This window comes from Flavobacterium sp. W21_SRS_FM6, assembly GCF_052119645.1.
Classification (GTDB): domain Bacteria; phylum Pseudomonadota; class Gammaproteobacteria; order Enterobacterales; family Alteromonadaceae; genus Paraglaciecola.
The window spans coordinates 339,242-354,903 of sequence record NZ_JBGQOM010000002.1; the positions used below are offsets into that span (position 1 = coordinate 339,242).

Annotated in this window: 15 protein-coding genes; 3 read left to right on the plus strand and 12 right to left on the minus strand. The window is 43.5% G+C overall.

Translation table 11 applies throughout. The features are described from left to right. Window positions 1-120: 120 nt before the first annotated feature. The 11 genes from ACEN2L_RS04770 to ccmA all read right to left on the minus strand — a co-directional run bounded on the left by ACEN2L_RS04770 (window position 121) and on the right by ccmA (window position 9,531). Window positions 121-1,566, minus strand: coding sequence for a capsule assembly Wzi family protein (locus ACEN2L_RS04770; protein WP_441742120.1), 1,446 nt, complete (start codon window positions 1,564-1,566; stop codon window positions 121-123). Window positions 1,567-1,680: 114 nt separating this feature from the next. Continuing rightward, window positions 1,681-2,454 (minus strand): MlaA family lipoprotein, encoded by a 774-nt coding sequence (locus ACEN2L_RS04775; RefSeq protein ID WP_441742121.1) that lies wholly within the window; start codon window positions 2,452-2,454, stop codon window positions 1,681-1,683. Next, entirely contained in the window at window positions 2,451-3,701 is a 1,251-nt protein-coding gene (gene ccmI, locus ACEN2L_RS04780) for a c-type cytochrome biogenesis protein CcmI (RefSeq protein ID WP_441742123.1), read from the minus strand. The genes ACEN2L_RS04775 and ccmI overlap by 4 nt, the downstream gene beginning before the upstream one ends. After that, window positions 3,698-4,147 (minus strand): cytochrome c-type biogenesis protein, encoded by a 450-nt coding sequence (locus ACEN2L_RS04785; RefSeq protein WP_306022936.1) that lies wholly within the window; start codon window positions 4,145-4,147, stop codon window positions 3,698-3,700. The genes ccmI and ACEN2L_RS04785 overlap by 4 nt, the downstream gene beginning before the upstream one ends. Continuing rightward, on the minus strand, window positions 4,144-4,722 hold the full coding sequence (locus ACEN2L_RS04790) for a DsbE family thiol:disulfide interchange protein (RefSeq protein ID WP_441742126.1): 579 nt from the start codon (window positions 4,720-4,722) through the stop codon (window positions 4,144-4,146). Before ACEN2L_RS04790 ends, ACEN2L_RS04785 begins: the two co-directional genes overlap by 4 nt. Then, complete coding sequence (locus ACEN2L_RS04795; RefSeq protein ID WP_441742128.1) at window positions 4,719-6,734, minus strand: heme lyase CcmF/NrfE family subunit; 2,016 nt, start codon at window positions 6,732-6,734, stop codon at window positions 4,719-4,721. The genes ACEN2L_RS04790 and ACEN2L_RS04795 overlap by 4 nt, the downstream gene beginning before the upstream one ends. An 11-nt stretch (window positions 6,735-6,745) precedes the next feature. Next, window positions 6,746-7,231 (minus strand): cytochrome c maturation protein CcmE, encoded by a 486-nt coding sequence (ccmE, locus tag ACEN2L_RS04800; protein ID WP_441742130.1) that lies wholly within the window; start codon window positions 7,229-7,231, stop codon window positions 6,746-6,748. Between the two features lie 23 nt (window positions 7,232-7,254). Then, window positions 7,255-7,455 carry a heme exporter protein CcmD gene (gene ccmD / locus ACEN2L_RS04805; protein WP_441742132.1) on the minus strand — a complete coding sequence of 67 codons (201 nt, stop codon included), beginning with the start codon at window positions 7,453-7,455 and terminating at the stop codon, window positions 7,255-7,257. A gap of 5 nt (window positions 7,456-7,460) precedes the next feature. Further along, window positions 7,461-8,237, minus strand: coding sequence for a heme ABC transporter permease (locus ACEN2L_RS04810; protein WP_306022941.1), 777 nt, complete (start codon window positions 8,235-8,237; stop codon window positions 7,461-7,463). Then, window positions 8,237-8,902: a heme exporter protein CcmB gene (ccmB, locus tag ACEN2L_RS04815; RefSeq protein ID WP_441742134.1), complete on the minus strand. Its 666-nt coding sequence runs from the start codon at window positions 8,900-8,902 to the stop codon at window positions 8,237-8,239. The genes ACEN2L_RS04810 and ccmB overlap by 1 nt, the downstream gene beginning before the upstream one ends. After that, entirely contained in the window at window positions 8,902-9,531 is a 630-nt protein-coding gene (gene ccmA, locus ACEN2L_RS04820; RefSeq protein ID WP_441742136.1) for a cytochrome c biogenesis heme-transporting ATPase CcmA, read from the minus strand. Before ccmA ends, ccmB begins: the two co-directional genes overlap by 1 nt. 226 nt (window positions 9,532-9,757) lie before the next feature. Here ccmA and fliK point away from each other — a divergent pair, with 226 nt between their 5' ends. Both fliK and ACEN2L_RS04830 read left to right on the plus strand, forming a co-directional pair. Continuing rightward, window positions 9,758-12,283 (plus strand): flagellar hook-length control protein FliK, encoded by a 2,526-nt coding sequence (gene fliK, locus ACEN2L_RS04825; protein WP_441742138.1) that lies wholly within the window; start codon window positions 9,758-9,760, stop codon window positions 12,281-12,283. 29 nt (window positions 12,284-12,312) lie between these two features. Then, window positions 12,313-12,630 (plus strand): EscU/YscU/HrcU family type III secretion system export apparatus switch protein, encoded by a 318-nt coding sequence (locus ACEN2L_RS04830; RefSeq protein ID WP_441742140.1) that lies wholly within the window; start codon window positions 12,313-12,315, stop codon window positions 12,628-12,630. A gap of 332 nt (window positions 12,631-12,962) precedes the next feature. Here ACEN2L_RS04830 and recA read toward each other — a convergent pair whose 3' ends face one another. Continuing rightward, entirely contained in the window at window positions 12,963-13,997 is a 1,035-nt protein-coding gene (gene recA / locus ACEN2L_RS04835; protein WP_441742142.1) for a recombinase RecA, read from the minus strand. A gap of 402 nt (window positions 13,998-14,399) precedes the next feature. Between recA and ACEN2L_RS04840 the strand changes: the two genes are divergently transcribed. Next, window positions 14,400-15,557: an AI-2E family transporter gene (locus tag ACEN2L_RS04840; protein ID WP_441742144.1), complete on the plus strand. Its 1,158-nt coding sequence runs from the start codon at window positions 14,400-14,402 to the stop codon at window positions 15,555-15,557. The last annotated feature ends 105 nt before the right edge of the window (window positions 15,558-15,662 follow it).

The following is a 15,662-nucleotide window of genomic DNA, read 5'->3' on the forward strand; positions in this document are numbered from 1 at the left end:
CGACCTCCTACAGGCTGATGTTTCGTCTTTGTTGGGGTGACACCAATAAATATTGGAGCACGTGACAAACAACATCTAATCAAGGTATCACGTCGCTTCGTTAAAATTTGCCAACCAATGCTAATCAAACACATATTTGAGATCGGCGTAAATTAGCGTATTTGTAGTCCAAGATGCATTGTCAATACGACTGCGTTCAAATTGACTTCCTACTTTCAGTTGAAAGTTCCGCAAATTAGTTTGATAAAAAGCACTCAGTTGACGTACTTTTTCAGACTGCCCTTGAAGTGATGGTGGAGGTGATATTCCGTCATTATTAAGCTCGATTTGTCTTAATACGACATCTACAACGTCACCATCCGCATAGTGTTTATTTAACCCAACACTTAGCGATTTAGCGTCACTATCAAAGGTGCTACCAATGGCTCTGTCATGATAACGAAGGCCTGATTGATATATACCATCTTCGTAAATACAGTGTTGTTGTGCCGTCGTCGAACATGCGACCTCGGTATCGCTTGCTTCAAAATATACTCGATAACCTTTAAAGTAAGAAGCTACTCCGTACAAGTGCGCATAATCAGAGTCCCGACTTTCAGCGACGAGTTGTGCATAGATACTGAAAGGCACACTAAACATTTTCATGGAGTATTTGACGTCTAATGAAGCAAGGCTATTAGCCTTAGTCACTTTATCGAGGTTCGAGCATGATGGTTGAGAGTCTAAGCACTCTGCTTTTAACGTAACTGCATGCCAAAAATGTTCCACTGAATTACCAAGCTGTTCACCGCCCCACATAGTGACCCAAGAAGTCCCAATCTCAAGCTCATCTATTGGCCTAAAATTAAAACGTGTCATGGATAACTTAGCGTCAGAGATATAGCGGTTACTCTCAAGTTGGCCCAATTGAGTCGTAAAATACCAAGGACCAAGAAAGCTAAGCCAGCTATTTTTAGAGCTATCAGCTTCTGCCCTCGACAGAGCGACAGCTGGTATAGGACGGGCATTGTTAGACAAAATCAAACTGCTTGAATTAGCGGGCCCCCACCATTGTTCAATAGCGCCTAAGCGAAGATTCCAATCCCCAAACTGGTATGCAATAAAACTGTTGTCTAAATTTTTCTCCCCTCCTGGTAGATAATTAACCGCCAGGTTACCCGCCCATCTTCCATAAAAAACTTCAGTATTAAAACTTAGGATTGCATCAGAGCCCTCGGCGCCATCTAAGGTCGTAAACCTATTAGTGTCTGTTGCTCCATATAATCGGACATAAGAGTGCTGTTGTTTACCTCGAATTTGCCTTAGGTAATGTTTAAGTCGTTGCAATGAAACAACGGCGACAGGAGGCAATTCGCTTTCACTCAACTTATCCAACTGCTCCGAAATTCCTTTCCAAGGAACAGGAAAACTGGTGAGGGCAACGTCAATGTAACCCCATTCACTTAATATCTGTAAATCACCGTGTAATTGAGGGTCTATAGTCCCAATCCACGGTGAAGCACTTGCATCCTCAGCTGTTGTTAAAACAAGAAATAGGGCTAAGGTTAAACATCGAAAACTGGCCAAAAAAACTCCTTGTATTGACTACCTTAAGCCAATTCAAACAAAAAAATTAGGTTTACTGAATTTACTAAGCAAATTATAAACTGATTCAAGCTCACAAGTTAAAGATTATATACTTTACAAACCTTCCAAATATGCATCAATATCATCGTCCAGGGCTTCTTCTTCGGCTGTTTTTTCTACTTGGCCGTCTTTGACTTTAAATTCTAAGTTCTGAAAATACGCATTTTTTACAAAACCGTAGGGATCGGCTGAGTTGTCGAGTTGTTGCTCTTGCTGAATTAATGCGGCTCTTGCTTCTAAAGCCTTTATGCCAAAACGCAATACACTGAAATAGATATTCAAGCTGTCTAATGGTCCGTAGGCGCTGTCAACATAATCACCTACCCCACTGCGGGGATCATTTGGGCCTAAGGCGGGTATCATCAAATAAGGGCCAGTTGCGACTCCCCATTTTCCTAATACTTCACCAAATTCTTCGTCTTTGCGTTCTAAACCAATTTTAGTGGCCACATCGATAGTGCCAAGTAAGCCGACGGTGGAATTCAGCAAAAAACGTCCAAGACTAATAAATCCGTCGCCCATTTTACCTTGCAGTACATTGTTAACTGAGTTTGATGGCTCTTCGAGGTTAAGAGCCATGTTCAACAAGCCAGTACGAGCAAATTGCGGCATATAATCAGCGTATACCACCGCTGTAGGACGCAGAATATAGGCATCCAGTACATCATAGTTGAAATCCCACATGCTGCGGTTAACTGACTCAAAGGGGTCTTTGGGATCAGTATAGTGCTGGACTTGCTCAGCATCCGCCTTGGTCCTAGGATTTGAGGCACAGCCCCCCAAGGCCAATAGCAACAATGGGAGTAAAAGAAATGAGAGCTTTTTCACAAGATTTCCTTGTTTATCAAAATAGTTTGAATATTGAGTTCATTCGGAACTAACTTAACCGTAATTTCGCCTTGCAATTCACCGGGAGCTTGGGCCACATTTTCATCACGAGAAATTCGTGCCACTAATTTTGCCTGCGATAGGTTAGATAATTTATACGTTGGCATCATGGCGTTAGTGTCTGAAAGCTCAACGGTCACCGGAAATTGACTCAAAGGTAATTTCACCACCGCAGCGGGCATTCTTACTTGCCCTGTTGGATCTTGCGCAAATACAAATAACACACCGCTGGAAGGGAGTTTTTGCTGAATGTCATCACTAATCTGAACAGTAATTTGCACGCGTTTTGACGATGCAGCTTCTGAATCGGCCCTTGAAGCAATTTCACCAGCACCTTGCTCAATACCCGTAATTTCATCGATTTTTTGTTGCACTGCGTCGTAGTTTGGATCGTCTTTTGGCAAAAAGCGTTGTAATTTTAGCCAATATTGTAATGACGCTTGATTGTCGCCAAGTTCGGCGCTCACGATTGCTAAGGTGCCGGTTGCATTGATGTTATCAGGCTCAAGTGCGATAACACGTTCCAATACCCTTCGAGCGCGCTGCAACTCTTCTTCTGTACCTATCAAAATTAACGATTGGGCATAACTGAGTAAAGTACCCACACTGTTGGGCTCGATAGCGAGCGACTTTTCAAACGCTTCTTTTGCGGTTTCGGGTTGATTCAAGGCACCCCACACTCGTCCAAGTAACATCCAACCTGTGGCATCATTAGGCTCTTCATAAAGGCGCGTTCGCAAGCCCAAAGCAAAATCCCGTAAATCTTTTGCTTCGATATTTTGCCCACTGTTGATGGACTTACCCAAGGCACTCAACTGCCCCACTGCGTTTTGCCAATGGGTGATTTGGCTTAACTGATTTGATTTGTAATAGACTGCTCCTGCTATACACAAAGCGATAGACAACCCAATAATAAGGACCCATCGAGACTGCGTAGTAGCCTGAGTTTTCTCATTAACCTCTTCAAGTAGGGCTAATTTTAATTCTTGCTCTGCTTGCTGGCGGTCTGTTTCGGTAAGTAAACCTTGTGCTTGCTCGATGTTTAGTTCAGCTAAACGCTGTTTGATTAAACGCGTATTAGTTAATACATCTTGCTGCGCCCTTTTGCTGCGCATTAACCACGGTAAACTAACCAGTAGTAGAGCGCCGAGACTGAGTACGCCGGCGCCAATTAAAAACTCACTCACTCGTCACGCTCCAGTAATTCATCGACCCGTTTTTGCTGAGCATTATCGAGATTAATTTCAACTTTGTTCGACTTGCGACTCAACACTAACCATAACATTCCAGATACCACAAACAGTGCAGGTAGTAACCAAAGCCAGATGGTCATGCTATTGACCGGCGGCTGATAATACACAAAATCACCATAACGCTGCTTCATGTAGGCAATCACTTGATCTTTGTTTTGGCCTTGTTTTACCAAGTCATGCACTTTGCGCTTCAGATCAGCTGCGATCATCGCATCGGAGTCGGCTAAGTTTTGATTTTGACACTTAGGACAGCGCAGCTCTTTACTGAGCTCAAAAAACAAATCTTGTTGGGCTTCGCTATCAAATTGGTACTTATCTTCAGTGGCTAAGGCGCTTGCAGTACTAAGCAAAATCAACCCAGCAATGATTAATGCCTTCATTGCGTTGTTCCAACTAAAGATTGATACACAGGTTCAAATTTATTGCGCCACACTCGCGGATTTAAATCACCAATGTGATGTAAACGAATCTTGCCTTGTTGATCGATTAAAAATGTCTCTGGTGCGCCAGTTACGCCCAAATCCAAGGATAAATCTCGTTTTACATCGAAGATATTAAAAGCATAAGGGTTACCTAGTTGCGCGAGTTTTTGCCTGACCTCTTGTTGCACCCGAGACACTGTTTTGATGCCAAAATCAGGATCAATATCTTGGTCATAATACAAACCAACGATATGTTTACCCTCTTGTTGCAGCTGGGTTAAATAAGGCAATTCGATTGCACAGGTGATACACCACACGCCCCACACATTTAATAAGGTCACTTGACCCTTAAAAACCGCTTGGGTGTATTGTTGTTCAGGCTGCATCAAATCAGGCAAACTAAATTGCGGCATTGATTGCTCTAATAGGGTCGATTTATGTTCACGGGGATCAGAAAACAAGCCTTGATACAAAAACACCAACAAGCCTGCAAAGGCGATTAAAGGTAGTAAAAATAATAACCACTTTTTCATCTTGAAGCTTGCTCCATTACTGTACTTTTGGCTTGAGCTAGGGCCTGCGGATTCGATTGAGTCGCTAATTTTTTCATGCGATAACGTTTATCACTCATTGATAACACACCGCCAAAGGCCATGATAAATGCGCCTAACCATATCCAGTTAACAAAGGGTTTAACATAAATACGAATCGCCCAATCACCATTTTCAAGGGGTTCGCCCAAGGCAACAAACAAGTCTCGCGTAATGCCTGAGTCAATCCCCGCTTCAGTCATGCTGTTGCGCTGCACCGGATAAAAGCGTTTTTCGGCATATAATTCTGTGATTTCCTTACCATTGTAGGTGATCACAAAGTGCCCCCTATCTGCGCTGTAGTTAGGCCCCTGCTCCTGTGATATTTCATCAAAGGTAAATCCGTAACCTTGAATCTGCACACTATCACCTATCGCCATTCTTACGTTGCGCTCAACACTGTAAGCGCTGACTAAACTGATACCGATGAGTGATACCGCAAAGCCTAAATGACCACAGACCATACCCCAATGACTAGGCGTTAACTTACCTAAACTCTGCACCATGGTCAGTTGACCTGACTGCTGAAGGGGCCCAATACGTTGTTGAATCTCCATGATAGTAGTGATCACAATCCATACACTGAGCACCATCCCTAATACCGCAACATAAGATATTTCATCAAAACTAAAATTAACCAATAAGGCGGCACTTAAAGCCAAACCAAAAGCCAACAGCAATTGTTTATACAAGGCTTGAGGTGTTTGACTTTTCCACCGAGATAGAGGGCCAATGCCCATAAAAAATACGAAGGGGACAATTAAATAGGTGAACATAGTGTCGAAAAAAGGCGCCCCGATAGAAATCGACCCAAGCCCAAGCTCTTTGTGCACCAAGGGCAATAACGTGCCTAATAAGACCACCAATGTAGCCGCACTCAAAAAGATGTTATTGCCCATAAGTAATACTTCTCGAGAGACTAATTCATAGCGCCCAGTACCACGCAACTGTTGCCCTCTAAAAGCAAATAACGCCAATGAGCCACCAATGATGACCACCAACAAACCCAATATAAATAATCCACGGCTTGGATCGCTGGCAAATGAATGCACTGAAACCAAGATACCTGAGCGGACTAAAAATGTGCCAAGCAAACTAAGGGAGAAAGCAGCAATAGCTAACAGTACCGTCCACGCTTTAAATACTTTGCGCTTTTCAGTTACCGCTAAGCTGTGCAATAGTGCAGTGCCCACTAGCCAAGGCATGAACGACGCGTTTTCTACCGGATCCCAAAACCACCAACCACCCCAACCAAGCTCGTAATAGGCCCACCAACTGCCCAGCGCGATCCCAATCGTTAAAAAAGACCAAGCTGCAATGGTCCATGGTCTTGACCAGCGTGCCCAGGTAGAATCTAATTCGCCAGAAATTAACGCAGCTAAAGCAAAGGCAAAAGCCACCGAAAAACCAACATACCCCATATACAACATAGGCGGATGAATGATCATGCCGAAGTCTTGCAATAAGGGATTGAGATCCTTGCCGTCAATGGGGAAAAACGGCAATAAGCGGTCAAAAGGGTTAGAGGTGAGCAACATAAATAAATAAAAACCACAGCCTACCGCACCCAAGATGGCTAAAACCCGCGCCACCATTCTGGCTGGTATTGCTTTACTAAAAATCGCGACCGCGACGGTCCAAATAGAAAAGATCATCACCCACAATAAAAAGGAGCCTTCATGACCACCCCACACCGCGGTTATTTTGTAGTATATGGGTAGGGTACTGTTAGACGTATTCGCCACATACGCCAAGGTAAAATCGTCATATAAAAAGGCCTGAGTTAAACAGGCATAGGCAAAGAGGGTAAATAAAAACATACCAACGGCTAAAGGTTTGGCCATTGCCATCAGTTGAGGATGTTGTTTATAGGCCCCCCACATCGGATAAATCGCTAATAACAGCGACATTAACAAAGCCATGATCAGTGAAAAATTACCTAATTCAGCTAACATTTCAACGCCCCTTAATTATCACTAGCTGATGCGCCATAAGCCGCTTCGCTAGGTTTAACATGTTTAATACCTTTCATTTTTTCAGCGAGCTCAGGCGGCATATATTCTTCATCATGTTTGGCCAACACTTCATGGGCCTCAATATGATTACTTTGAGTCAGAACGCCAGTTGCTACTATGCCCTGACCTTCGCGAAACAAATCAGGCAGTATGCCATGATAACTCACTGTGACAGCGGGGCCGGTATCAACTAAATCAAAACTGACCGCTAACGATTCTTGATCCCTTTTAACACTGCCAGGCACGACCATACCGCCAATCCGAAGGCGTTGGCCAACTTGTGGTACGTTGCCGTCTTTGCCATCAAAAATTTCAGAAGGCGTGTAAAATAAATCAATGCTTTGGCTCAATGCGTATAGGGTCATGCCAATGGCAGCGCCAAGTACAAGTACAATAGCTGAAACAACCATTAGGCGTTTTTGTCGTCTAGGATTCATTTTAAAATTCCACTCGTTTACGGTTAAACAGACTGTTGTTTGGCTTGTTGGATACGCTGCTGACGAGCTTGTTCCACGGTAACTTGCCTAAATAGACGCTTTTTGGTGAACCAAGCAGATAACCACAACGCCGCTAAACTTAACAAGCCCAAACCAAAGGACAACCAGACGTAGATGCCATACCCACCCATGGCCCAAAACTCATTGAAACTATCAAAATGCATGGTATTTACTCTTTATTTACAGCACTTGCGGTATTGTTTGACTCATTATTATTTAAAACTAATGCCACAACCCAAGGGCGTTTTATCTCGCGGCGCAACAACTCATTTTGTAATCTCAGCAGAAAAATCGCGCCACTGACTAAGGCCCAACTCACAATACACACCAGTAATGGCCACAGCATCTCGGTGGCCATAGAGGGTTTGTCCATTTTCAACAATGTTGCGCCTTGATGCAGTGAATTCCACCACTCAACCGAATAATGAATAATCGGCAAATTAATAATACCTACCATTGCCATAACGCCAGCAGCTTTGCCGCCTTGTTGAGGGTCTTCGAAAGATTTATACAAAGACATCACACCGATAAATAAAAACATTAAGATTAACTGTGAGGTTAACCTTGCATCCCATTCCCACCATGTGCCCCACATCGGTTTACCCCATGCAGCACCAGTAATTAACGACACAAAGGTGATCATGGCACCAACAGGAGCAACAGCCACCATGGCCATAAAGGCCGTTTTTACTTGCCAAACTAAGCCGATAAAGGCCGCTACCGCCATGGTGCAATACAAGGTTTTAGATAAAATAGCGCTTGGCACATGAATATATATGATGCGAAAAGCCTCGCCTTGCTGATAGTCAGCAGGCGCTATCGCCAGTCCCCAAAAGGTTCCCACCAGCAAACTGAGGCCGCCAAGTACCGCAAACCAAGGTAATAATGTTTGGCAGAGCTGATAACTTCGCTCTGGTTTAGCATAAGGATGTAACCACTTCCACATCAGTTTTGACTCACTTTTAAAGCATACGCAATGGCGAACGGCGCCAAAGCAAGAGCAAACAACAACATTGCAGCAATAAAGGCTAATTGCGCAGTATAAGGTAGTTCCATTGCGGCGGAATCCACCGCTGAGGTAGCAAAAATCAACAAAGGAATAAATATTGGAACAAGTAATAGTGCCAATAAAACCCCACCGCGATTTAAGCCAACGGTTAAGGCCACCGCAATCGCCCCCACTAAACTAAGCAGAGGAGTACCCAGTAATAAAGTCGCTAATAACGCCCAATACATCGCCTCAGATAAATGCAAAAAAATGGCAAGCAAAGGCGATAAAACAATTAATGGAACAATACTGGTCAGCCAATGGGTTGTTACTTTTGCCAAAGCAATTAAGGGCAATGGCGTAGCGGATAACATCAAGTGCTCTAAGGAGCCATCTTGATAATCGTCACGAAACAAGCGTTCAAGACCCAGTAACGACGACAATATTGCTGCGACCCATATCACTCCAGGCCCGATAATCTGCAAGGTGGACGCATTCGGGCCCACCGCCAGCGGAAACAAGGTAATAACCAACAAAAAGAAAATGACCGGTTGCAGTAATTCTGCCCTTTGATGAAAAGCCAGTGTTAAATCACGCTTTAACAAAGCCATGACAGGCGTCATCAAATTCGGTACTCCAACACCAGTTCTTGCCTCGGGTACTCTATTTGCAACTCTTGGTGAGAGGTCATAATGACCGCTCCACCAGCATGTAGAAAATCCATAACTTTTTTGGTTAATAGTGCAATACCATTACTGTCTAAGGCAGTAAACGGTTCATCTAGTACCCACAGACTTGCCGCTGTTTTCAGCCATAAACGGGCTAAGGCGACTCGTCTTTGCTGACCAGCCGATAAATGCCCTACTGGAACATCCTCTAAACCAACTAAACTAAGCTCACCTAAAATACCGTAAATATCATCCTGTGAGACCTGTATATTTTGTTGCTCACACCAAAATACTAAATTCTCGAGCGCACTTAAGCGCAAATTGAGCCCTAATTTATGGCCAAAATAGACTAATTGCTGATGAAATAACGTACGCTGCAAGGCGACTTTTTGATTTAAAAAATACACCCCACCGTCTTCGGTTTCTAACAAACCAGTTAAGGCTCTGAGTAGGCTCGTTTTACCCGCACCATTCGGCCCTTTAACGTAGAGCAAGCCATGGGCGGCTAATGTAAAATTCACCTTATCAAACAATAACCTGTCGTTTTTTACTACTGACAAATTATCGGCACTTAGTACGCTCAAATTAAACCTTATTATAGAATTACCAAAACTGGGCGATGATAGCATATTGCCATATCGATACCTACCAAGAGCCGAGAATTTCTTGGCAATATGAAAGGTCAATTTGTAACAGAAGGTTGAGAATAATAAGCATATCAGCACTGTTGGCTTTCGATAAAACTTGTTTGCTGCGCTTTTAATGTTTAGCGTAAGCTAATAAATCTGACTTTTGGCCGATAACGCTGTTATGACAGAGATACCTTTACATTCAAATATTCAGCTCAATCAAGCCTTAAACCAACTGGCAAAAGCGGCGCCAAATTCGGATGTCGCTCGTCAAGCGATTGAAGTCGTTGTTCGGCACTTAGAGGGCAATCAATTTAGTTTAAGCCCCACAACAAGTGCTCAAGTAAAAGCTGCGTTATTGCCAACCAAGCAATTACAAGGCTCACTTAATAGCGGCCAAACATATCAGGTCAACCTCAAGCAGGCTTCTACGGATTTGTTGCAATTTTTTAGTAAAACGGCAACCGGTGAGATAAGCAAATTGCCGCTAACAGACCCGCTCAGCCTAACTTTGTTAAAATTACCAGCCAATCAACTCAATCACTTATTAGGTCAGTATAAACTGGAGTTTGCAGGTGCCAATACCGCCAAAAGTGCAAATTTGTTCACCGTGTTACAAGGTACGATTGCCAATACTGCATCTGACCAGCAACTCACGAGGCAATTAAGTATTAATCTTATCGGCAGTAAACCCAGTCAAACGATTACTCTACCACTGTCATCCAATGTACCGGCGCAAAAAGGCGATTCCGTCAGTATCGATATGCTGGTCAAAGGCAAAAACTGGCAATTAATCGTCAAGCCTTTAGAAAACAATCCGTCATTGCAATCTCGGGCTACCGAACAGGTTTCTTTGAGTGACCGGAAGCTACACGAGCACATTAAAACAAGGCTCGGCTCACCAGAGGGAAGCCTGCAGCGCGAGGAGTTGTCAGCCAAAATGCTAAGCACAAACCAGCCCAGCGCTAATCTTGGCGCGCTGGCCAAGCTCACTCTTACGCCAGAAGATGCGGCTGCACTAGTTAAAACAGTTATGCAGCAGCAAGCTACTAAGCAACCCATCGACATACCGCTGCCGCTTAAAACCCTTATTAACCAATTAACTCAACATAACACCCCGAATAATCAAGCCATATTAGCTAAAGTGCTTAATTTGTTACCAGAAAAAATAAGCTTACAGTTTAGCGCCAATGGCAACGCTAATTTACACATTCAGCACCCTAAACTCGTGGCAAACATACCATTAACTTCTAGCCAATTAGAACACTTAAGTGCATTAAAAATTGTTGACAAAATGAATGTGAATACCCACTTACATCAAGCTCCTGATAGGACTTCTACTGGTCAGCTAGCGCCCGTGTCTCCAGCAACCTTGGTCGAGTTAAAACAACAAGTGCAGCTTAAACAAGCGGGTGATGCACCTTTACCCGGTAAGGACATACCCGGTAAGGATTTACTCGGTAAGGCTTTACTTGGAAATCCCATAAAACCCGAACAGATGTTAGAGGCTCAAACCCTAAAAACCAGAAATGAACCACAAAGTGCAAAACGAGCAAGTTCTGCAATCGACATAGGTTCAATGTCATCGTCGTTACCGGCAGCTAGCGCCCAAAGTGCTTCAGGACTCAGTCATCTTAGTCCTCACGCTGGTACTTTAAACGCCAAATCCTACCCCGCTACCTTGCCTGATTTTAAAATCATCATTGATGCAATACTAAATAAAACTAGCAGCGAAACCGTGGTCACTAACGAGTTTGTGAACAGTAAACCTGCTCAACTGACCATGCTGCAAAACTTACTGCGGCTTGCACAACCTAAGGCTGAATTACCGAGTGTTGTGCTGAACAATTTCGAAAAATTACTCACTGAGACTGCAACGCAAAAAACCTTGGCAGAGCCTGCTACGCAAAGCTGGTTAAAACAAGTTGCTCAAGAAATTCGGCAAGCAACGCCTCAAGGTAAAGAGCAAGATGCGGCTAATATTAAACAGTTAATGAGCGCGCCATCTTTGCCACTTTCCGCTGTGCAGATCATCTCGCCACCCGCCACTCAGGGCATGCTCAGTGGTTTGGTCACCTTATTACAAGTCTCGTTAGCCTCAAGGCTATTGCGTAATCAACCCAGTCAAGCAGAACGTTTGGCCCAAATCTTACCCTCTATTTTTAGCGAGCCGACTAAAGGTGATGTACCGGCCAACCCAGCTAAGGCATTACAAGAATTTTCTCAGCTAGAGCAACGCTCTCAACTAATACGAGAGATAAGCCGCTTACTAGCCGACCATCAAAGCAACAAATTGGCGAATAGCGAAAAATTACTGCAAGGGCAAGAAACCTATTATTACAACCTGCCCAGTCTTTTGGGTGACAAGTTTAATAACATCGAATTGCTAGTAAAACGTGAAGAACAACATAAAGAAGATAAGGCACAAAATGCATCAACACCTAAAACATGGCAACTCACCATGAAATTGAACATTGGCGAATTAGGTGAATTGTTAACCAAAGCAAAACTTCGTCCCGATGAAGTAGAAATCGATTTTTATGCCTCAAATGATAGTGTCAAACACCAGGTGATGAACTTTATGCCTTTATTGAAAAAACGCCTAGCCTCCTTAGGTATCGAAGTAGCAAAAAGCCAATGCCAATTGGGTAAAATTCCCGACACCTTGGCAGACCGACCCTATCATATATTTCAAACACAGGCCTAGGCCGTGAAGCACATTTACCAGGTGAAAAATTGACCAATAAAACAAAAAACAAAAGTGCCGTCGCTCTTAAATACCAGCAAGGTGAAGCCTCGGCTACGCCCACTGTAATAGCCAAAGGTTTTGGTGAACTAGCGCAAGAGATTATTGAACTAGCCAAACAGAATGGGGTGTTGGTGCATGAAGATCCTTACCTAAGTGACTTTTTAGCCACATTGGATTTAGGCCAGGAAATACCTGATCAGCTCTATCATATTATTGCCGAGCTCATCGCGTTCTCATATGTATTACAAGGTAAGTTTCCAGACAGCTGGGCTAAAGACTTTGGCAAAGTTTCGAAAATTGTTTGATGTTGTAAGAGCTGCCAATGACCGGCACGGCCGTAAGGGATGGTATTAGCTGCGAAGCTTTTATTTAAAATATTCAACACACGTTGATAAACAGGTATTGGTTTTAGGGTCAGCATCTGTGGCTAATTTGTTCGTCCCTGAAGGGAACTCCTACAGGGGGTTGCTTTGTCTTTTGTGGGGCTGCCCCAACGGTGTTGCCCCAACGGAGTTGTTAGCCACGCGCCATTTATTCTCGGCCTTGTAGCACTCGTTTATTGCATCTTCCTATAACAAAAAAGCCCCACTCAAGGTGGGGCAAAAGACAGCATAACGCTTAAACATTGATGAAATATTTATAATACCTCTGCAGCTGCCGCAGGTGGTTCTGGTTTGATGGTTTTAGATAACAACAAAGTCTCACGTAAACGCTTTTCAATATCATTCGACATCGCTACGTTTTCTTTTAAAAATTTAATGACATTTGATTTACCTTGGCCGATACGCTCACCGTTGTAGCTGTACCAAGAGCCTGCTTTTTCAACCATTTTTTGCTGAACGCCTAAATCAATTAACTCGGCTTCTTTACAAATACCTTGGCCATACATGATCTGGAATTCAGCTTGTTTAAAGGGCGGTGCCACTTTATTTTTGACGACTTTTACACGGGTTTCACTGCCAACCACTTCATCGCCTTCTTTAATCGAACCAATGCGACGAATGTCTAAACGCACTGAAGCATAAAATTTAAGTGCATTACCGCCCGTTGTGGTTTCGGGGCTACCGAACATCACACCAATTTTCATCCGGATTTGGTTAATGAAAATAACCAAGGTATTCGAACGTTTAATATTGGCAGTTAGTTTACGTAAGGCTTGTGACATTAACCGAGCTTGCAAGCCCATATGTGAGTCACCCATGTCACCTTCAATTTCAGCCTTTGGTGTTAATGCGGCAACCGAGTCAACAATCACCACATCTACCGCACCCGAGCGCACTAACATGTCACAAATTTCTAATGCCTGCTCACCCGTATCAGGTTGCGACACGAGTAAATCGTCGATGTTTACGCCCAACGCTTTGGCATATAAGGGATCAAGAGCATGCTCAGCATCAACGAAAGCACAGGTTTTACCGGCTTTTTGCGCTTCTGCAATAACTTGCAAAGTCAATGTTGTTTTACCTGAAGATTCTGGACCGTAAATTTCAACCACACGGCCACAAGGTAAACCGCCTATGCCAAGGGCAATATCAATAGTAAGTGAACCCGTTGAAATGGTATCAATGTCTAGTGCGTTATTATCGCCTAGACGCATAATGGCGCCTTTACCAAATTGTTTTTCAATTTGACCTAAAGCCGCAGTTAACGCCTTAGTTTTATTGTCATCCATAAAAAATCCTTGTTGCTGTCTGTGCACAACCCGATTAGAGTTGCTCATTATTTTAAATTATGGCGGAAGTATACTGTATGGTTATACAGTTACAAGCAGATTTAATAATTTTTTCGTCTTCTTGCGATATTTTACTGATACCAGCGTCATATCCAGTTACCAATTTTTGACGCCTTCCTACTGCACTGTGCATTTTTTCTACACACGAGTCTGTAATATATGCATAACTGCGCGCTGTGCTCAAATTATATATTGATGCAGATTTCGCACAGCACACGGATTATAAGAGGAGAAAGACCAGTCATGGCATTTTTCAATGACGGCATATTTCTTGTTTAGTGTTTATTCGTAGATACTCCACCAAGCCCCTTAAGCGAATACACCATCAAAATTAGGATTTGAATGAATATGCAAAGTTCAGAGCAAGGTTCCACTGCAAACGAACAGGCCTTAGCCAAAAAACTCAGCCGCACAGCCGCCCTTAATTGGTTAGCCGTATTAGCCATACTGTATACCTTATATTTTGCGCAAACCTTATTGCTGACCTTGATTGCGACTTTTTTACTCGCCTTGTTGATCAGTCCTTTAGTCACCTTGTTTAAACGCGCTCACGTGCCGCGTTTGGTATCTGCGCTGTTACTTGTCACGTTATTAATTGCACCTTTTAGCTTTTTAGGGGTGCAATTAGCCCAACCGGTGCAAAAATGGGCACAACTTCTACCGCAACTTTCAAAGAGTTTGAATGAACAATTAGAGTCGATTAATTCAGCGATTCAGGGTGAAGAAACCCAAGGCACCACGCCCCCTCCTAAAGAAAAATCTCGGTTTACGTTTTTTGGCTGGCTAGACGATGAAACCGAAGAGCAAAAAGAAATAGAAGAAGAAAACATGGTGACCGAGCGCATTAAGCAAGGAAGCTTAGAAGTATTAGTCAGCATGTTAGCCGCCACACCGCTGCTTTTAGCCCAAGTGTTCACGGGCTTAGTCCTTATTTTATTTTTGCTGATATTTGGCCCAGGTTTGTTTCAAGCTTATGTCAACGGGCTGAATGAAGACAGTAAGCGTGAGCAAGCCATTCATTTAGCCACCACCATCCAAGTAGAACTATCGCGCTATATCGGCACAATCAGTTTGATTAATGCAGCCTTAGGGGCCAGTACTGCCGTTGTATTAAAGCTATTGGGTGTAGAAGATGCCTTGTTATGGGGGGTATTAGCGGCATTATTAAACTTTATCCCCTACGTAGGCAGTGTGATTGGTATGGCTATATTGTCTTTAGCCGGCGTTACTCAGTACGGTTTAGAGTGGATGGCTTTGATGCCGCCCGCGGTTTATTTTGGTTTAAACCTCATCGAGTCACAGTTTGTGACCCCTACGGTGCTCGGCCGCAATATGCGCTTAAACCCACTTGTTGTGGTGCTATGGCTGGTGATTTGGGGTTGGCTATGGGGCGCGTTTGGCGTGCTGTTAGCCGTACCATTGTTAGTTTGTATTAAATTAGCCATTGGCCAATTGGGCATTTGGCCGCAGTGGATTGCCGTCATTGAAAAAGAAGGCTAAAAGTATCCAACATCGCCCTTTGAAGGTCGTATTGATTAACTCGACTTTCATGGGGCGGTGACGGTCACTTAGCCTTTAGGTTTGCACTTAGCTAATGGAATATGT